At 63.4% G+C, this 19,837-nt stretch carries 13 protein-coding genes; 6 read left to right on the top strand and 7 right to left on the bottom strand.

Going from position 1 to position 19,837, the window contains the following annotated elements:
* Positions 1-146: 146 nt before the first annotated feature.
* Positions 147-3,635 carry a chromosome segregation protein SMC gene (gene smc / locus ABCR88_RS10235; RefSeq protein WP_053157085.1) on the bottom strand — a complete coding sequence of 1,163 codons (3,489 nt, stop codon included), beginning with the start codon at positions 3,633-3,635 and terminating at the stop codon, positions 147-149.
* Between the two features lie 2 nt (positions 3,636-3,637).
* The gene (locus ABCR88_RS10230) at positions 3,638-4,297 is read right to left on the bottom strand and encodes a GntR family transcriptional regulator (RefSeq protein ID WP_011060210.1); all 660 of its coding nucleotides are present in this window, start codon (positions 4,295-4,297) and stop codon (positions 3,638-3,640) included.
* A 266-nt stretch (positions 4,298-4,563) separates the two neighbouring features.
* On the opposite strand from ABCR88_RS10230, the gene xdhA reads away from it, so the two are divergent.
* The 4 genes from xdhA to guaD all read left to right on the top strand — a co-directional run bounded on the left by xdhA (position 4,564) and on the right by guaD (position 10,667).
* On the top strand, positions 4,564-6,018 hold the full coding sequence (xdhA, locus tag ABCR88_RS10225) for a xanthine dehydrogenase small subunit (RefSeq protein WP_019095887.1): 1,455 nt from the start codon (positions 4,564-4,566) through the stop codon (positions 6,016-6,018).
* Positions 6,011-8,410, top strand: coding sequence for a xanthine dehydrogenase molybdopterin binding subunit (gene xdhB / locus ABCR88_RS10220; RefSeq protein WP_041116878.1), 2,400 nt, complete (start codon positions 6,011-6,013; stop codon positions 8,408-8,410). The genes xdhA and xdhB overlap by 8 nt, the downstream gene beginning before the upstream one ends.
* Positions 8,411-8,495: 85 nt before the next feature.
* Positions 8,496-9,338 (top strand): xanthine dehydrogenase accessory protein XdhC, encoded by an 843-nt coding sequence (gene xdhC / locus ABCR88_RS10215; protein ID WP_011060207.1) that lies wholly within the window; start codon positions 8,496-8,498, stop codon positions 9,336-9,338.
* A 24-nt stretch (positions 9,339-9,362) separates the two neighbouring features.
* The gene (gene guaD, locus ABCR88_RS10210) at positions 9,363-10,667 is read left to right on the top strand and encodes a guanine deaminase (protein ID WP_041116876.1); all 1,305 of its coding nucleotides are present in this window, start codon (positions 9,363-9,365) and stop codon (positions 10,665-10,667) included.
* A gap of 83 nt (positions 10,668-10,750) precedes the next feature.
* Here guaD and ABCR88_RS10205 read toward each other — a convergent pair whose 3' ends face one another.
* From ABCR88_RS10205 to ABCR88_RS10195, 3 genes are all read right to left on the bottom strand, one after another.
* Positions 10,751-11,584: a nucleoside-binding protein gene (locus ABCR88_RS10205; protein ID WP_350404484.1), complete on the bottom strand. Its 834-nt coding sequence runs from the start codon at positions 11,582-11,584 to the stop codon at positions 10,751-10,753.
* Positions 11,585-11,732: 148 nt separating this feature from the next.
* Entirely contained in the window at positions 11,733-12,683 is a 951-nt protein-coding gene (locus ABCR88_RS10200; RefSeq protein WP_015634765.1) for a LysR family transcriptional regulator, read from the bottom strand.
* 208 nt (positions 12,684-12,891) lie between these two features.
* Entirely contained in the window at positions 12,892-13,656 is a 765-nt protein-coding gene (locus tag ABCR88_RS10195; RefSeq protein ID WP_011060203.1) for a GntR family transcriptional regulator, read from the bottom strand.
* Between the two features lie 319 nt (positions 13,657-13,975).
* Here ABCR88_RS10195 and ABCR88_RS10190 point away from each other — a divergent pair, with 319 nt between their 5' ends.
* Positions 13,976-15,166, top strand: coding sequence for a benzoate/H(+) symporter BenE family transporter (locus ABCR88_RS10190; RefSeq protein ID WP_236186829.1), 1,191 nt, complete (start codon positions 13,976-13,978; stop codon positions 15,164-15,166).
* 189 nt (positions 15,167-15,355) lie between these two features.
* Here ABCR88_RS10190 and ABCR88_RS10185 read toward each other — a convergent pair whose 3' ends face one another.
* A complete protein-coding gene (locus tag ABCR88_RS10185) occupies positions 15,356-15,700 on the bottom strand; it encodes a YggL family protein (protein WP_011060201.1) in 345 nt (114 codons plus the stop codon).
* Positions 15,701-15,934: 234 nt separating this feature from the next.
* Here ABCR88_RS10185 and dacB point away from each other — a divergent pair, with 234 nt between their 5' ends.
* Positions 15,935-17,395 carry a D-alanyl-D-alanine carboxypeptidase/D-alanyl-D-alanine-endopeptidase gene (gene dacB, locus ABCR88_RS10180; RefSeq protein WP_015634763.1) on the top strand — a complete coding sequence of 487 codons (1,461 nt, stop codon included), beginning with the start codon at positions 15,935-15,937 and terminating at the stop codon, positions 17,393-17,395.
* A 42-nt stretch (positions 17,396-17,437) separates the two neighbouring features.
* On the opposite strand, the gene ABCR88_RS10175 is transcribed toward dacB, so the two are convergent.
* Complete coding sequence (locus ABCR88_RS10175) at positions 17,438-19,837, bottom strand: diguanylate cyclase (protein WP_350023798.1); 2,400 nt, start codon at positions 19,835-19,837, stop codon at positions 17,438-17,440.

Raw genomic sequence — 19,837 nt, 5'->3', positions numbered from 1 at the left:
TGCCCACGCATAGGAAAAATTGACATTAAACTAGCACGACCAAAGGCAACTTTACACCGTCTGTCGCAACGGCTAGGGCCAATATATCGATTGGCCAGCAGGGTAATGGAAAAAATCCCCCCTACAGTCGCCTCAGTCGCCCGGACTCAAGCGTCCACCATCGCCATCGCCTCCTCGACATCCACGGCTACCAGGCGCGAACAACCGGGTTCGTGCATCGTTACCCCCATCAACTGATCAGCCATTTCCATGGCGATCTTGTTGTGGGTGATATAGATGAACTGCACGGTCTGCGACATCTCTTTAACCAATCTCGCGTAGCGTCCAACGTTAGCGTCATCCAGCGGTGCGTCAACTTCGTCGAGCATGCAGAACGGCGCCGGGTTCAACTTGAAGATGGCAAATACCAGGGCCAATGCGGTCAATGCCTTTTCGCCACCGGAGAGCAAATGAATGGTGCTGTTCTTCTTGCCCGGAGGACGCGCCATGATCGTTACCCCTGTATCGAGTAGATCTTCGCCCGTCAGTTCCAAATAAGCGCTGCCGCCACCGAAAACTTTTGGAAAGAGTGCCTGCAAACCGCCGTTGATCTGATCAAAGGTATCTTTGAATCGATTACGGGTTTCCTTGTCGATCTTGCGGATCACGTTCTCCAGGGTTTCCAGGGCCTCCACCAGGTCGGCATCCTGGGCATCCAGATAGCGCTTGCGCTCGGACTGCTGCTGATACTCGTCGATGGCCGCCAAGTTGATTGCGCCAAGGCGCTGGATCCGTGCGGCAATCCGTTCCAGCTCCTCTTCGGCGGCCTGCTCGCTGGCTTCTGCGGTCAGGGTCGCCAGCACGCCGTCCAGGTCGTAGCCGTCGGCCAGCAGTTGCTCCTGCAAGGTCTTGCGGCGCACGGTCAGGGCTTGCCATTCCATGCGCTGCTGCTCCAACTGGCCACGAATCAACTGCGACTGCTGCTCGGCCTGGTTGCGGCGCTTCTCGGCATCGCGCAATTCGCGGTCGGCATCTTCCAGGGCGATCTGCGCGGTCTTGAGCTCCACATCCACGGTCATGCGCTTTTCCAGCAGCTCTTCGAGCTTCAGACGCAACTCTTCCAATGGCGCCTCGCCCTCCTCCAGGTTGAGGCTGAGTTGTTCGCGCTTCTCGGTCAGACGCTCGGATTGCAGCTCCAGACGCTCCAGAGCCTGCCGGGTGGAATCGTGCTGGGCCTTGAGCGAGCCCATGCGCACTGCCAACTGGTGGGCGTGATCCTTGTGCTGGCGCGCTTCCTGGCGCACCCGGTCAAGACGCTCGCGCAGGCTGTCGCGCTGGGCCAGTAGCAGCTCACGCTGCTCGGTGTCCAGGGCCATGCTGTCGAGAGCGTCCTGCAATTGCAGGCGCGCCTCCCCAATCTGTTCGTGTTCCAGCTCACGCTGTTCGCCAAGCTCCACCAGCTCTTCATCGAGACGGGTACGCCGCAAGGTCAGTTGTTCGGCCTTGGCCTTGCCGGCAGACAGCTTGGCCTTCAGCTCACCTTGCTGGCGGGCTTCGTCCTGCAGCAGACGGCGCAGATGCTCGCGACCGTTCTCCTGCTGGCGCTGCTGGGCCCGCAGGTTGAGCAACTGGCTTTCCAGGGCCTCGACACTGGCTTCGCGCTCATCGCGCTCCTGGGTCAATTGCTGGATTTCCTGGCCCCGGGCCAGCACGCCGCTTTCCGCTTCGCTGGCGCGGCGCACCCGTAAAAAATGCCGGCCGACCCAATACCCATCGCGGCTGATCAGGCTCTGTCCGGCAGCCAGTTGCCCACGCAGGGCCAGGGCCTGCTCGAGGTTTTCCACCGGTTTGACCTGACCCAGCCAAGGCGACAGATCCACCGTGGATTCCACCTTGTCCAGCAGGCTGCCGGGGATGCGCATTGCATCGCCTTGCTGGCTCAGCAGGCGCAGATCACCTTGCTGGAAACCCGCGAGGTCAAGGCCGGTAAAATCGTCCACCAGCACCGCCTGCAGATCGGCGCCAAGCACGGTTTCCACCGCCAGCTCCCAGCCCGCTTCCACATGCATGCCATCGGCCAGGCGCGGGCGCTCGGCCAACTGCTGCTCACGCAACCACTCGGCGGTGCCAGTAGCGGGGTCCAGCGCGGCCTGCTGCAAGGCTTCCAGGGAGGCCAGCCGGCCATTGAGGCGCTGCAATTCACCCTGGGCCTGCTGCTGTGCCTGGGTCGCCTGCTGCAATTGCTGGCGCAGTTGTTCCAGGCGCTCGACCTGGGACTCCTCGCTGGCTTGCAGGTCTTCCAGGGTCGCCTCACTGGCGGCCAGTTGTTCGTTGAGTTCGAGGATCGCAGCGTCTTCCGGGTCGGCCGAAAGCAACTCGCGCTCCTCCCCCAGACGCCGCTGGCGCTCGGACAGCCGCTCCATGCTGCCTTCGAGCTGCTGGATGCGTGACTGCTGCACTTCCGCCTGGCGCCGCGGTTCCGCGGAACTCAGGTTGAAGGCGTCCCACTGCTCCTGCCAGCCGTGCATGGTGGTTTCGGCTTCTTCCAGGGTTGCGGCGGCTTCTTCGGCCGCAGCGGCGGTGACTTCCTGCTCGGGTTCGAGCATCGCCAGCTCTTCCCCCAGGGTCGCCAGCAAGGTGCGGTCGTGCCCCAGGTGCGACTCGGTTTCCAGGCGCGCGCGCTCGGCTTCCTTGAGGTCGTCCTGCAACTGCCGCAGGCGCTGCTGGCCATGCTGGATGCTCTGCTCGACCCGGGCGATGTCACCGCCCACCGAATAGAAGCGCCCCTGCACCAGATTGAAGCGTTCGGAGAGCTCGTGGTGCCCGTCGCGAAAGCGTTCGATGGCGGCATCGGCGTTGCGCTGCTCGGCCACCAGGGCCTCGAAGCTGACTTCCTGGCTACCGATCACCGACTCGCGCTGGCCCACCTGCTCATTCAGGGCCTGCCAGCGCAGGGCCGACAGTTGCGCCTTGAGCTGGCGCTCCTCGGCCTTGTACTCCTGATACTTCTCGGCGGCCTGGGCCTGGCGATGCAAGCGTTCGAGCTGACGCTCCAGCTCTTCGCGCAGGTCGGTCAGGCGGGCGAGGTTCTCGTGAGTGCGGCGGATGCGGTTTTCCGTCTCGCGCCGGCGCTCCTTGTACTTGGAGATGCCCGCGGCTTCCTCGATGAAGTTGCGCAAATCCTCGGGCTTGGCTTCGATCAGCTTGGAGATCATGCCCTGCTCGATGATCGAGTAGCTGCGTGGCCCCAGGCCGGTGCCGAGGAAGATGTCGGTGATATCCCGACGGCGACATTTGGCGCCGTTGAGGAAATAACTGTTCTGGCTGTCGCGGGTCACCTTGCGGCGAATGGAAATTTCCGCATAGGCGGCGTACTCGCCCACCAGGGTGCCATCGGAGTTGTCGAACACCAGTTCGATGCTGGCTTGGCTCACCGGCTTGCGGCTGGTGGAGCCATTGAAGATGACGTCGGTCATCGACTCGCCGCGCAGGTTCTTCGCCGAACTTTCGCCCATGACCCAGCGCACGGCGTCGATGATGTTCGACTTGCCGCAGCCATTGGGCCCGACCACCGCCGCCATGTTACTGGGGAAGTTCACCGTGGTCGGATCGACGAAGGACTTGAACCCCGCCAGCTTGATGCACTTGAGTCGCACGTTTACGCATCCGCCAACGCAGATACCACCAGATCGCTGCTGCGCTCGGCGTAGGCCGTCAGCACCTGGCGGATCTGCACCAGGTCACGGGCCAATACCGCGGCCAGCAATTGCTCGAACAACGCCAGGTACTCGCTCATGGACGCCTTGCGCTGGTCCAGCGCCAGGTAATAGGCGCGGCTCATGGCCGGCTGCAGGTTCTCGACAGTCTCCTGCAGGTAGGGGTTGTTGGCGAACGGATAGGCCGCGCGCATCACGCTGAAGCTGTCTTCGACGAAGGCGCGGATGTCCTGGCGTTCGTAGGCACTCTCCAGGCGCTGCTGGATCTGCAGGAATGGCGTCATGTCGCTCTGCTGTGTCCAGCCGCTGGCCACCGAGTTGCCCAGCAGGATGTACAGCTCGCTCATCAGCGTGCACAGGCTGCGGACCTTGTGCTCGGTGAGCTCGGTCACGTGGGCACCACGGCGCGGCAGGATGGCGATCAGATGGCGGCGCTCGAGAATCAGCAAGGCCTCGCGGACCGAACCACGGCTGACATTGAGGGCCAAGGTGACCTTCTGTTCCTGAATGCGCTCCCCAGGCTTGAGATCCCCGCGAATGATACGTTCGGCGAGGTGGTGAGCAATTTGCTCGGCGAGGCTGTCCGGCGCCTTGAACGTCATGGTTTTCCTTCAAAATCTTTAATCGGCACAAGCCGCGCAGTGTAGCGCAATTGCCACTTCATCGCGGAGTGCCCAAGGGGCGGAATTTGGCACGAAATAAGCAAATTGACCGTGATCCGAGCAATTTTCCATAGCCGTTCATACTTGAATTGTTGGAGTCGAAAATTTCCTGACCTTGAAGTCAGAAAATCATTGACCGAAAAGTCAGACATGACTAAATTCGGCTGACGTCGGTTAACAACAATAATGAGTCTGCGAGGCCTTCCGTGATCCAGTTTTTACTCAACCAGGAACTCCGTAGCGAGCATGCCCTGGACCCCAACCTGACCGTGCTCAACTATCTGCGCGAGCACCTGGGCAAGCCCGGCACCAAGGAAGGCTGCGCCAGCGGCGACTGCGGCGCCTGCACCGTGGTGGTGGGCGAGTTGCAGACGGATGCGCAAGGCGGCGAAAGCATTCGCTATCGCAGCCTCAACTCGTGCCTGACCTTCGTTTCCTCCCTGCACGGCAAGCACCTGATCAGCGTCGAAGGCCTCAAGCACCAGGGGCAACTGCACAGCGTGCAGCAGGCCATGGTCGACTGCCACGGCTCGCAGTGCGGCTTCTGCACCCCGGGCTTCGTCATGTCGCTGTTCGCCCTGCAGAAAAACAGCAGCCAGCCCGACGCCCACAAGGCCCATGAAGCCCTGGCCGGCAACCTCTGCCGCTGCACTGGCTACCGGCCGATCCTCGCCGCCGCCGAGCAGGCCTGCTGCGGTGGGCAGAGCGATCAGTTCGATGCGCGCCAGGCCGAGACCATCAGCCGCCTCAAGGCCATTGCGCCCAAGGACACCGGTGAGCTCAACAGTGGCGACAAGCGCTGCCTGGTGCCGCTGACGGTGGCCGATCTGGCCGACCTTTATGACGCCTACCCGCAAGCCCGGCTGCTGGCCGGCGGCACCGACCTGGCCCTGGAGGTGACCCAGTTCCACCGCACCCTGCCGGTGATGATCTACGTCGGCAACATTGCCCAGATGAAGCGCATCGAGCACTTCGACGATCGCCTGGAAATCGGCGCCGCCACCGCCCTCACCGACTGCTACGACGCCCTGCGCGCCGAGTACCCGGACTTCGGCGAACTGCTGCAGCGCTTCGCCTCGCTGCAGATCCGCAACCAGGGCACCCTGGGCGGCAACATCGGCAACGCCTCGCCTATCGGCGACTCGCCGCCGCTGCTGATTGCCCTGGGCGCGCAGATCGTCCTGTGCAAGGGCGAAGTGCGCCGCACCCTGGCCCTGGAAGACTATTTCATCGATTACCGGGTCACCGCCCGCCAGGAAAGCGAGTTCATCGAGAAGATCATCGTGCCCCGGGCCAGCGCCGAACGGCTGTTCCGCGCCTACAAGGTCTCCAAGCGCCTGGACGACGACATTTCCGCGGTCTGCGCGGCTTTCAACCTGCGCATCGACAACGGCGTGGTCAGCGATGCGCGCATCGCCTTCGGCGGCATGGCGGCGATCCCCAAGCGCGCCAAGAGCTGCGAAGCCGCACTGATCGGCGCGCCCTGGAATCAATCGAGCATCGAGCGGGCCTGCGCCGCCCTGGCAGAAGACTTCACCCCGCTCTCGGATTTTCGCGCCAGCAAGGAATACCGCCTGCTGAGCGCGCAGAACCTGCTGCGCAAATACTTCATCGAACTGCATGCACCGCACATCGAGACCCGGGTGACCGCTTATGTCTAATCATCACAAGGTCGAGAAGACCCAGGCCGAACTCACGGCCCTGTTTCACCAGGACCTGACCAGCGGCGTCGGCCGCAGCGTCAAGCACGACAGCGCCGACAAACATGTGTCCGGCGAAGCGGTGTACATCGACGACCGCCTGGAATTCCCCAACCAGTTGCACGTCTACGCGCGACTGTCGGACCGGGCCCACGCCAAGGTCATCAGCATCGACACCGCCCCCTGCTACGCATTCGAAGGCGTGCGCATCGCCATTACCCACGAGGACATTCCCGGCCTCAAGGATATCGGCCCGCTGCTGCCCGGCGACCCGCTGCTGGCCATCGACACCGTGGAGTTCGTCGGCCAGCCGGTGCTGGCGGTGGCCGCCAGGGACCTGGAAACCGCGCGCAAGGCGGCCATGGCCGCGATCATCGAATACGAAGACCTGGAGCCGGTGCTCGACGTGGTCGAGGCCCTGCGCAAGCGCCACTTCGTGCTGGACAGCCACACCCACCAGCGCGGCGACTCGGCCAGCGCCCTGGCCAGTGCCGAGCACCGCATCCAGGGCACGCTGCACATCGGCGGCCAGGAACACTTCTACCTGGAAACCCAGATTTCCTCGGTGATGCCCACCGAAGACGGCGGCATGATCGTCTACTGCTCGACCCAGAACCCCACCGAAGTGCAGAAGCTGGTGGCGGAAGTGCTGGACGTCTCGATGAACAAGATAGTGGTGGACATGCGGCGCATGGGCGGCGGCTTCGGCGGCAAGGAAACCCAGGCCGCGAGCCCCGCCTGCCTGTGCGCGGTGGTGGCACGCCTGACCGGCCAGCCGACGAAGATGCGCCTGCCACGGGTCGAAGACATGCTGATGACCGGCAAGCGCCACCCTTTCTACGTCGAATACGACGTGGGCTTCGACAGCAGCGGGCGCCTGCACGGCATCCAGCTGGAACTGGCGGGCAACTGCGGCTGTTCACCGGACCTCTCGGCATCCATCGTCGACCGTGCCATGTTCCACTCCGACAACTCGTACTACCTGGGCGATGCCACCATCAACGGCCACCGCTGCAAGACCAACACTGCGTCGAACACTGCCTATCGCGGCTTCGGTGGCCCACAGGGCATGGTCGCCATCGAGGAGGTGATGGACGCCATCGCCCGCCATCTGCACCTGGACCCGCTGGCGGTACGCAAGGCCAACTACTACGGCAAGACCGAGCGCAACGTCACCCACTACTACCAGACCGTCGAGCACAACATGCTCGAGGAAATGACCGCCGAACTGGAAGCCAGCAGCCAGTACGCCGAGCGCCGCGAAGCCATTCGCCTGTACAACGCCAACAGCCCGATCCTGAAAAAGGGCCTGGCGCTGACCCCGGTGAAATTCGGTATTTCCTTCACCGCCAGCTTCCTCAACCAGGCCGGCGCGCTGATCCATGTCTACACCGACGGCAGCATCCACCTGAACCACGGCGGCACCGAAATGGGCCAGGGACTGAACATCAAGGTGGCGCAAGTGGTGGCCGAGGTGTTCCAGGTGAACATCGACCGGGTGCAGATCACCGCCACCAATACCGACAAGGTGCCCAATACCTCGCCCACCGCCGCTTCCAGTGGTGCCGACCTGAACGGCAAGGCCGCGCAGAACGCGGCGCAGACCATCAAGTCGCGCCTGGTGGAATTTGCCGCGCGCAAGTATCAGGTCAGCGAAGAAGATGTGGAATTCCACAACGGCCATGTGCGGGTCCGTGACCATATCCTGACCTTCGAGGAACTGATCCAGCAGGCCTATTTTGCCCAGGTGTCGCTCTCCAGCACGGGCTTCTACAAGACCCCGAAAATCTACTACGACCGTGCCCAGGCCCGGGGCCGGCCGTTCTACTACTTTGCCTTCGGCGCGGCCTGCGCCGAGGTGATAGTCGACACCCTGACCGGCGAGTACAAGATGCTGCGCACCGACATCCTGCATGACGTCGGCGCCTCGCTGAACCCGGCCATCGACATCGGCCAGGTCGAGGGCGGCTACATCCAGGGTATGGGCTGGCTGACCACCGAGGAGCTGGTGTGGAACACCAAGGGCAAGCTTGAGACCTGCGGCCCGGCCAGCTACAAGATCCCGGCAGTGGCCGACATGCCCCTGGACCTGCGAGTCAAGCTGGTGGAAAACCGCAAGAACCCGGAAGACACGGTGTTCCATTCCAAGGCCGTGGGCGAACCGCCGTTCATGCTGGGTATCGCCGCCTGGTGCGCGATCAAGGATGCGGTGGCGAGCCTCGGCGACTATCGCCACCAGCCGCAGATCGATGCGCCGGCCACTCCGGAACGGGTGTTGTGGGGCTGCGAGCAGATGCGCCGCTTGCAGGTGACCAGAACCACGGACCCGCAAGCCGAGCTGGCGCCGCTGTAACGGTCCGCGCCGGCAAGCCGGCTCCTGCAGGAGCCGGCTTGCCGACGAAGAGGCCCACACAGACAACCAAGATGTCGAGGTGAACATGTACAACTGGATCAGCGCCCTCGCCGACCTGCAGACCCAGGGTGAACCCTGCGTGCTGGTGACCATCATCGAGGAGCTCGGCTCGACGCCGCGCAATGCCGGCTCGAAAATGGTGGTCAGCGCCACCCAGGCCTTCGACACCATTGGCGGCGGGCACCTGGAATACAAGGCCATGCAGATCGCCCGGGACATGCTCGCCGCCGGCAAACAGGCGACCCATCTGCAGCGCTTCAGCCTCGGCGCCAGCCTCGGTCAGTGCTGCGGCGGTGCCACAGTGCTGCTGTTCGAACCCATGGGCCAGGTGCAGGCGCAGATCGCCGTATTCGGTGCCGGGCATGTCGGCCGCGCGCTGGTGCCACTGCTGGCCAGCCTGCCCTGCCGGGTACGCTGGATCGATTCCCGGGAGCAGGAGTTTCCCGAGCAGATCCCCCCTGGAGTACGCAAGATCGTCAGCGAAGAACCGGTGGACGAAATCGACAACCTGCCCGCCGGCAGCTATTGCATCGTCATGACCCATAATCACCAGCTGGACCTGGAGTTGACCGCGGCCCTGCTCAAGCGCAACGATTTCACCTATTTCGGCCTGATCGGCTCGAAGACCAAACGGGTCAAGTTCGAACACCGCCTGCGTGACCGCGGTTTCGACGCCGAAACCTTGCAGCGCATGCGCTGCCCGATGGGGCTCGGCGAAGTCAAAGGCAAGTTGCCTGTGGAAATCGCCATCTCCATTGCCGGCGAGATCATCGCCACCTATAACGCCCATTTCGGCCAGCCCAGCGCCAGTGCCGAACCCATTGCCAAACTGCTGCCGGTATCACGCCGCAGCCAGGCTGCAAACTGACACGCCACACACTGAGAATCCCCCATGCCTTTGACTCGCAAAGCCTACCGTGCCGCCATCCTGCACAGCATCGCCGACCCGGCCGAAGTCGGCATCGAAGCCTCCTATGAGTACTTCGAAGACGGCCTGCTGGTAGTAGAAAACGGCCGGATCAGTGCCCTCGGCCACGCCAGCGAACTGCTGCCCGGGCTGCCCGCCGGGGTGCAGGTCGAGCACTATCCCGATGCCCTGATCACACCGGGCTTCATCGACACCCATATCCACCTGCCGCAGACCGGCATGGTGGGCGCCTATGGCGAGCAGTTGCTGGACTGGCTCAACACCTACACCTTCCCCTGCGAAAGCCAGTTCGCCGACCCGGATCACGCCAATGAAGTGGCGGACATCTTCATCAAGGAACTGCTGCGCAACGGCACCACTACCGCCCTGGTGTTCGGCAGCGTGCATCCGCAGTCGGTCAATGCCTTCTTCGCCGCCGCCGAGAAGCTCGACCTGCGGATGATCGCCGGCAAGGTGATGATGGACCGCAACGCCCCGGACTACCTGACCGACACCGCCGAATCCGGCTACCAGGAAAGCAAGGCGCTGATCGAGCGCTGGCACGGCAAGGGCCGCCTGCACTACGCAGTCACCCCGCGCTTCGCCCCCACCAGCACCCCGGAACAACTGACCCTGGCCGGCCAGTTGCTGACCGAATACCCCGACCTCTACATGCAGACCCACATCAGTGAAAACCTGCAGGAAATTCAATGGGTCAAGGAGCTGTTCCCGGAGCGCAAGGGGTACCTGGACGTGTACGACCACTACCAGTTGCTCGGCGAGCGTTCGGTGTTCGCCCACGGCGTGCACCTGTGCGACGACGAATGCGCACGCCTGGCTGAAACCGGTTCGGCCGTGGCCTTCTGCCCGACCTCGAACTTCTTCCTCGGCAGCGGCCTGTTCAACCTGCCGATGGCGGAAAAGCACAAGCTCAATGTCGGCCTGGGCACCGACGTCGGCGGCGGCACCAGCTTCTCGCTGCTGCAGACCCTCAACGAGGCCTACAAGGTCATGCAACTGCAAGGCGCGCGCCTGAGCCCGTTCAAGTCGCTGTATCTGGCCACCCTCGGCGGCGCCCGGGCCCTGCGCCTGGAAGACAAGATCGGCACCCTGCATCCGGGCACCGACGCCGACTTTCTGGTCCTCGACTACCACGCCACTCCGCTGCTCAGCTACCGCCTCAAGCAAGCCAACAGCATTGCCGAAACCCTGTTCGTGCTGATGACCCTGGGCGACGATCGCACCGTGCTGCAGACCTTTGCCGCCGGCCAGCAAGTCCACCAGCGCTAACCCCGAAAAATGAAAATCCCCCGTTCGCCAGACGCGTACGGGGGATTTTTTTGCCTGGATCCAGGCCCGGACTGCGGGGGAGCCTAGAAGGTCACTTCCATGTTCAGGGTCGGTGTCGAGGTGCGGCTGCCACGGCCGCCGTCCACCCCGAACTTGTTATGCCAGTACTCGTAGCCGACACCCAGGTACAGGTTGGGCTTGACGTTCTTGCCCGGCAGCACCGCCACCATCAACGAGGTACGCATCAGGGTTTCGGGGGCAGTGTCGCGGTAGTTGTAGTCGTGGCCCTTCTCCCCGGTGTAGTTGACGAACCCCTGGAACTTCGCAGCGTGGGTGCCGACTTCGAAAGGTCGCATCCAGGCCAGGTTGAGCAGGTAGGTGTCGTCGAAGGTGTGATCCGGGTCCTTGGCCCCGGGGATCCCGGAGTGGTTGTTTTCCTTGTAGTACAGCAGGCTCAGGTCCAGCACCCCGACGGTGTTGAACTTCAGGGTCGGGCCGAAGACCAGGGCACGCTTTTTCGCCGACCCCAGGTTGTTGTTGCGGCTGGCGTCAAAACCCATGGTCAGCGCGTAGTCCTTAATCAGGCCGGTGCTCAGCGGCGTATCCAATACCCGGGAGGAATAGAGCTGGTGGCGATAGACCCCGTAGACCTCGCTGCTGCCCTTGTTGGTGCCCTTGCGCGGGTCGTCGTTGTCGGAGAGCAGCACATCCAGGTGCAGGTAGTTGCTGCCGTACTGGTAACCGCTGGCGTGGGTGAAGCTGTAGATGCGCTTGCTGATGTAGTGCGGGTTGTTCGGGTTGGTGAACTCCTTGCCGTATCGAAAGCCGACGCTGTTGTTCATCCACTCGAGGGCGGCCGCTTCCCCTGCTCCGATCATGCTCATCAGCAGGGTTGCGCCTTGTAGTGCCTTTTTCATTTTTATTATGTCCTGTGGCGGTGTGGCTTTAGGCAGCTTCGCTGGCTGCCGACCGCACGCAGTATCGACACAAGCGCTACAGCGCCCAAAGCACAGAATATCGACCAGGGCGCTGCCGAAATGGCAACACAGGCCCAGGAGGCCGGACTCAGAGCACCGGCTGGCCGAAGGCGCGCTCGGCCCGTTCGCGAAGAGCGATCTCCTCACTGAGCAAATGCGCCAGCGCCTCCACCGCGCTGGGCAGGTCGCGCCCGCTGCGGGCGTAGAGCCCCAGGTCGCTGTAGATGCCGCCCTGGTCGCTCAGGGGAATATGCAACAGCTCGCCCTTTTGCAGATCCGCCTCGACCCCGACCCGGGTCTGGAACGCCACCCCCATGTTGTGCCGGGCCATCTGCCGCGCCAGCTCCATGGAGTTGCTCTGCAGCGGCGGTTTGTCCAGCAGGCCCAGACGCTTGTGCAGCGGCGCCAGCAGGTGATGGATCGACAGCTCGCTCTTGGCCAGGATCAGCCCGTGCTCGGCACAGGTGGCGAAATTGACGCTGCCGCGCTCGGCCAGCGGGTGGTCCGGGCTGACCAGCGCCCCGAGGCGGAAATGCCCGACACTCAACTGGCGGATTTCCGCGGCCCGTGGCACAGCAAAGGCCAGGCCCAGGTCGGCGCGGCTGTTGATCAGGGCCTGGGGAATGGATTGAGAACCCTGCACGGTCACACCGATGGTCACTTGCGGGTAGTGATCACGCATGCGCTTGAGCACCGAGGGCAGCAGATCCACCGTGGCACCTTCGGCGGTGGCGATCTCGACGTGGCCGCTTTTCAGGCCGCGCAAGGCGTCGAACTCCAGGCGCACCCGCTCCAGGTCCTGCAACACCAGGTTGGCGTGACGGCTGAGAATCTCCCCGGCCATGGTCAGGCGCAGGCCGCCGGGCAAGCGCTCGAACAGCGGCGCGCCGATCTCGTCCTCGATCTTGAGAATCTGCCGGTTCACTGCCGAGGACGCGACATTCAAGCGCCGGGCAGCCTCGCGGATCGAGCGGCAGCGCCGGACCATGTCGAAATAGTGGATCGCGGAGGAATGAATACGTAGCGTTCTGCCGCTCATGCCGCGGGCTCCTTTCGCAGGGCGAGAGGCGAGCCTTGGCCGACTGCTGACGGGCCATGCACCTCGAAGCATGCACTGTATACAATCTAAAACAAAAACCGCAACAAAATGCCCAAGCCAAGGCCCGGCAAGGGGCCGCAGAAACAAGAATCCCTCGCTCCGTGCAGCACACGAAGCGAGGGATTGCTTGAAACGCAAGGCTTGCAGCTTAGAGCTTGGCGCTTGGCCGCCCCGGTTTCTTGGTTTGCAGCAAGTGCGAGAACACCGCATGCAGGTCGTCCGAGGCACTTTCCTCGTCGAGGTTGAGCTTGCTGTCGATGTGGTCCATGTGGTGCATCATCAGGTTCACCGCCAGCTCGCCGTCCCGGGCTTCGATGGCATCGATCAGTTGGGTGTGCTCATCGTAGGAGCAGTGCGAACGGTTGCCGCTTTCGTACTGGGCAATGATCAGCGAGGTCTGGGACACCAGGCTGCGCTGGAAGCTGATCAGCGGGGCATTCTTCGCCGCTTCCGCCAGCTTCAGGTGAAACTCCCCGGAAAGGCGGATACCGGCACCACGATCGCCGCGGGAAAAGCTGTCGCGTTCCTCGTTGACCATCTGCCGCAACTCCAGCAACTGCTCGGCAGTGGCATGCTGCACGGCCAGTTCGGTAATGGCCCGCTCCACCAGGCGCCGGGCGAGAAATACCTGGCGGGCTTCCTCGACGCTCGGGCTGGCGACGACCGCGCCACGGTTGGGCCGCAGCAGGACCACGCCTTCATGGGCCAGGCGCGACAGCGCGCGACGGATGATGGTCCGACTGACTCCGAAAATCTCCCCCAGCGCCTCTTCGCTCAATTTGGTGCCCGGCGCCAGGCGCTGCTCGAGGATGGCCTCAAAGATGTGCGCGTAGACAATATCGTCCTGGGTTCCGCTGCGACCGGCTTTGCCTGCTCGCGGTTGTTTCTTGAGAGGTTGCAACTGTTCGTTCATGGGCACTCGGGTCGGGAGGACTGCGGCGATTTCAGCGTGACTTTAATACGCCACGGTGGGTCGTTGGCAAGTATCGCGTTAAAACAGGGGCACATTGTACACAACCCATGGCCATCACTAGCAAAAAGTGTTGTCGGGCCCGCGACTTGTTCAACGACTGTACGGCTATTTGTAGTCACGGCTGTATTGCAATGCAAAGTTACTTTTAAGTTTAGGCTTGGACCTTGAACCTCATTACTTGCCCATTGCTCGAGCCCGCCTCGATCAATGCGCGCCGGATGTGGTTTTTTGCGTCTTTCAAGAACAAGGAACAGCAGTAATGTCCGATGCCACTCCCGCGCAGCTACGCCCTCTGGCCGACACTTCGCCGTCTGCCATAGTGGCCGGCTTCATCGCCATGATGACCGGCTATACCAGTTCCCTGGTGCTGATGTTCCAGGCCGGGCAGGCCGCCGGGCTGACCAGCGGTCAGATTTCCTCGTGGATCTGGGCCATTTCCATCGGCATGGCGGTGTGCAGCATCGGCCTCTCCCTGCGCTATCGCACCCCCATCACCATCGCCTGGTCGACCCCCGGCGCCGCCCTGCTGATCACCAGCCTGTCCGGAGTGACCTACGGCGAAGCCATCGGCGCCTATATCACCTGCGCCGTGCTGGTGACCCTGTGCGGCCTGACAGGCAGCTTCGAGCGGCTGATGAAAAAGATCCCGGCGTCCCTGGCGGCGGCCCTGCTGGCGGGGATCCTGTTCAAGATCGGCAGTGAAATCTTCGTCGCCGCCCAGCACCGCACCGGCCTGGTGCTGGGCATGTTCCTCACCTACCTGGTGGTCAAGCGCCTGTCGCCGCGCTATGCGGTACTGGCTGCGCTGCTGATCGGTACGGCCTTGTCCGGGGCCATGGGCCTGCTGGACTTCAGCGACTTTCACCTGGAAGTGGCGACCCCGGTATGGACCACGCCGCACTTCTCCCTGGCCGCCACCATCAGCATCGGCATTCCGCTGTTCGTAGTGGCCATGACCTCGCAGAACATGCCGGGGATCGCCGTGCTGCGGGCCGACGGCTACAACGTCCCGGCTTCGCCGCTGATCACCGCCACCGGGTTGGCCTCGCTGCTGCTGGCGCCCTTCGGCTCCCATGGCATCAACCTGGCGGCCATCAGTGCCGCCATCTGCACCGGCCCCCATGCCCATGAGGATCACAGCAAGCGCTACACCGCGGCGGTGTGGTGCGGGATTTTCTACGGCATCGCCGGGGTCTTCGGCGCCACCCTGGCGGCGCTGTTCGCCGCCCTGCCCAAGGAGCTGGTGCTGTCCATCGCGGCCCTGGCGCTGTTCGGCTCGATTATCAACGGCCTGAGCATCGCCATGAGCGAAGTGAAGGAACGGGAAGCGGCGCTGATCACCTTCATGGTCACGGCGTCGGGGCTGACGCTGTTCTCCATCGGCTCGGCGTTCTGGGGAATTGTTGCCGGGGTGGTGACCCTGATGATCCTGAACTGGCGCAGCGCCTGAAGGGCTTCGCTGGCAAGCCGGCTTCTACACCGACCGGCGCTCGCTTACGCGCCGGCTTGCGGGTGAACGGCGCCCACGACAACGCCCGGGGCTGGCCCGTGGCAGAGGCAAGGATACAAAGGGGAAAGCGGCAGGTTGCCCTCGGGCAACAACGCATGAGCGACCCGGACGGGTCGCTCATGCATGACATCACGCGACTGGGTTGATCGCGTTGTCCGGATACCACACGTCCAGCAGCGGGCTGACTTCAACGGTGGTCAGCTCGGTGCGCGCCTTGAGCCAGGCTTCAACGGTGGCACGTTGCTCTTCGCTGACGGAACCGCGCTTGCTCAGGCAAACCAGACCGAAGTCGTCGCCGCCTACATAGCCCAGGCCGTTGGCTTCCATCGCTTCTTTGAGGAATGCGTCGAGGAAAGCGTCGATAGCTTCGTCAGCCAGACCTTCTTTGAAATCCAGGTTCAGCTCAAAACCCAGCTCCTGAAATTCATCTACGCAGAGTTTTTTGCGCAGACGGCGGGAACGGTTAGTGGCCATGGAACAATCCTCATAAGTAATAACGGGCGGCACTTTACCAGTTTAGGCAGGCGATTGCCTGACTCTATGAGGATACAACCCTGCCATTGGTAAAAAAAATACTGCCCCAGCGGCCCGTGGCACGGCACAAGCCGCTATACCTTGGGGCATAATGCCGACACTTTCATGACCACTGAGGGATTTTATCTGCATGCCCTCGCCTTTTTTCCCCTCGACTGCAGGGTTCCATTTCATATGATCAAATCGTTGCGTCCTCTGTTGCTGGCCAGTGTTTTTCTCCCCCTGGCCTTCCCCGTTTCCGCGGCCCCGGTCAACACCACCCTGACCCCCAAGGTCCAGCAAGCCCTCAAAGCCAGCAAACTTCCGGATAACGCCCTGTCCCTGGTGATGATTCCCCTGAACGGCCCCGGCACCCCGACCATCTTCAACGCCGACGTATCGGTGAACCCGGCCTCCACCATGAAACTGGTGACCACCTACGCGGCCCTGGAAATGCTCGGCCCGACCCACCAATGGAAAACCGAGTTCTACACCGACGGCACCCTCAGCGGCGGCATCCTCAATGGCAACCTGTACCTCAAGGGCGGCGGCGACCCCAAACTGAACATGGAGAAGCTCTGGCTGCTGATGCGTGACCTGCGGGCCAACGGCGTACAGCAAGTCACTGGCGATCTGGTGCTGGACCGCAACTTCTTCGTGCAGCCGCAACTGCCGGAATTCAATGACGATGGCAACGACGAGAACAAGCCATTCCTGGTCAAGCCGGACGCCCTGATGGTCAACCTCAAGGCCCTGCGCTTCGTCGCCCGTAATGACTCGGGGCGGGTCCTGGTTTCGGTGGAGCCGCCGATCGCCAAGATCCGCATCGACAACCAGGTCAAGGCGGTCAACACCAAGCAGTGCACCGGAGACGTGCGCTACAACCCCGTCACCCAGGCCGATGGCAGCGTGATCGTGACCGTCGGCGGTCAGTTGGGTGACGGTTGCAGTTCCCAGACTTACCTGTCGCTGCTGGACCACGCCACCTACACCGCCGGCGCGGTGCGGGCGATCTGGAGCGAGCTGGGCGGCAGCATCCAGGGCCAGGATCGCCTGGCCGTGGTACCCAAGGATGCCAAGGTCCTGGCCCGCGCCTTCTCCCCGGACCTCGCGGAAATCATCCGCGACATCAACAAATACAGTAACAACACCATGGCCCAGCAGTTGTTCCTGAGCCTGGGGGCCAAGTACCGCAACGAAGCCGATGGCGACGACGCCAAGGCGGCCCAGCGTGTGGTGCGTCAATGGCTGGCGAAGAAAGGCATCACCTCGCCGCACCTGGTGATGGAGAACGGTTCTGGCCTGTCGCGTGCCGAGCGGGTCAGTGCCCGGGAAATGGCCGGCCTGCTGCAAGCGGCGTGGAAAAGCCCCTACGCCGCCGAGTTCATCAGCTCGATGCCGATCGCCGGCATGGACGGCACCATGCGCAAGCGCCTCAAGCGCACCGCCATGTCCGGTGAGGCGCACATCAAGACCGGCACCCTGAACACCGTGCGCGCCATCGCCGGCTACAGCCGCGACGACAACGGCAATACCTGGGCGGTGGTGGCAATCCTCAACGACCCACGGCCATTCGGCGCCTCTTCGGTGCTCGACCAGGTCCTGCTGGACCTGTACCGCCAGCCGAAACTGGCGACCAGCGCTTCGGTGCTGTAAGCGGCGACGCTGGCGGCGGCAAGCCTTGCGCGCCGCCAGTGTTCACGGCTGTTCCATCAGGACCCGGTCCCGCCCCGCCTGCTTGGCGGCATAGACCGCAGAGTCGGCCCGCAGTAGCAGCTCATCTGCACCCTCCCCCGCACGCCAACTGGCGACACCGAAACTGGCGGTGACACTCTCCACCGCCCCGATCGGCGAACTGCGCACACCGTGCCACAGCTCCTGCGCCAGAATCAGCGCTTGCTGGCCGCTGGTGTCCGGGCACAGGACCATGAACTCCTCTCCCCCCAGACGGCAGAAGACGTCGATGCGCCGCAGGCGCCGGCTGATGCGCTCGCACAACCCGCGCAGCACCTGATCCCCCACACCGTGACCGTACTGATCGTTGATCCGCTTGAAATGGTCGATGTCCAGCATGATCACCGCCATGACGCCACCACCTCGCTCCACGCGGTGCATCTCGGCCTGTAGCCGCTCCTGGAAATAGCGCCGGTTGTGGATACCGGTCAGGGAGTCGGTGACCGACAATGCCCGCAGCTCCTCCTCGACCCGCTTGAGATCGGAGATATCCGATATATAGCCGTGCCAGAGCACACCGCCGCCCCGCAGGCTTTCCGGGCTCGCTGCGCCGCGCATCCAGCGCACCCCCCGCTGCGGCAGGCAGACCCGGTACTCCTCGCGCCAGGGACTGAGCTGCTGCGCCGAAACCCGGATCGACTCACGCACCCGCTCCACATCCTCAGGATGGATGCGCTCGAATGCCGCCTCGGCATCCTGCTGCAGCAGTTGCGGCTCGATCTCGTAGATCTCGCGCAGGCCATCGCTGGCATAGGGAAAACTGGTATGCCCGTCGGCGTCCAGCTTGAACTGATAGATCCCGCCGGGAACGTGGGCGCTGAGCCGCTGCAGCAAGCGGTCACGGGCGGCCAGGGCTTCATGCACGCGCTTGCGTTCGGTGATATCGATGCAGATGGCCAGATGGCCGATCCACAACCCCTGGTCGTCGAGCACCGGGGTAGCCAGCATGTTGACTTGCAGATGGCTACCGTCACGCCGTACCAGGGTCCATTCCCGGGCCTCATGCCCGCCGGCCATGCCCTCTTCCACCAGCATCGCCTGGGACACCGGGATGGCTTTGCCGTAACGCTGGGTGAGGCTCTGGGCCCAGCTTTCCAACTCTTCGGGCAGGTGTAGGCTTTCCAGGGTCAGGTGCCCCACCGCCTCACTGCTGCTGTAGCCGAGCATCTGCTCGGCCCCGGCATTGAAAGTGCTGATCACTCCGCGCAGGTCGGTGGCAATGATCGCTACCTGAGTGGCGGCATTGAGCACGCAGCGCAACTGACTGTGGGTGCCGCGCAACGCCTGCTCGCTGCTACGCAGCTCCTCGGTGCGCTGCTCCACCAGGGCCAGAGCCCGCTGACGCTGGCTGACCAGGACGTAGAGCAAGGCGCTGAGCAGCAGGCTGAGCATGCCGCCAAGGATCACCAGGCTACCCAGGGCTGAATGGTTGGCGTGCAGGAAGGCCGCGCTGGGGCGGATGTCCACTTGATAGTCCCGGTCCGCCAGGCGCAGCAGGCGGCTGGCGGTCAGGCCGCTGCTGATGGGCGGGTTGTTCGACTCGTAGAGCACCTCGTGCTGGCCCTCGGTGGACAGGTCGAGAATCCGCACCGACAGGTTATCGCTGGCAGGAACCGGCAGGCCGTCCGCCACCAGTTGCCGCAGGCTGATGATCGCCAGAACATAACCGTAGGGCCGGTCCTGGGGGCCGGAAGCATCCTGCGCGCGCCTGACCGGCGCCGCCAGCAGCACCCCTCGCGCATAGGCCTGGTCCACGGCCACCAGTTGCAAAGGCGGCGAGACCGCCAGGCCATTGAGTTCCCGAGCACGTTCCAGGGTGGCTCGGCGCAGGGGTTGAGCCAGGAGGTCGTAACCCAGGGGCGACCCCAGGGGGCTCTGGGTCTGGCTGTACAGCACCGGCGCGTAGTCATCGTGCTCGCCGGCCGGCTCCATCTGGCCCGTGGCATTCAACTGCAAAATGGAAAAACCCGGCAGCCCCTGATCGCGAATCGACTGCTCGAACCCCGGGCGCTGGGCGCGGCTCACCAGAGGCGCCCAGGCATAGGCCTGGGTGCGGCGTAACAAGGGTTTGGCGTAGCCATCGAAATCCTGGCGGGTCACCAGGTCGGAATTGACAAAGAAGCGCCGCAAGCCGTCAAGGCGTTGTTCCTGGTCTTGAAAGCGTTCTTCGATGCGGCTGTAGCGTTCGCCGGCCAGCAACTGGAAGCGCTGGCGCACCTGCTGCTTGTTCAGGCTGTAGGTGGACCAGGCCAAGAGCCCGGTGAGGATGCCGCCCGCAACCAGGACCAGCACCGCCACCAGCCAGGCAGATACCTCTTCACTTATGAAACCCAGGATTTTCGGGCGTACAACATGCAGAGGCAT

It is taken from the genome of Pseudomonas sp. W17 (genome assembly GCF_040268305.1).
GTDB classification, from domain to species: Bacteria; Pseudomonadota; Gammaproteobacteria; order Pseudomonadales; family Pseudomonadaceae; genus Aquipseudomonas; species Aquipseudomonas protegens.
This window is presented reverse-complemented; position numbering and strand designations above follow the sequence as displayed.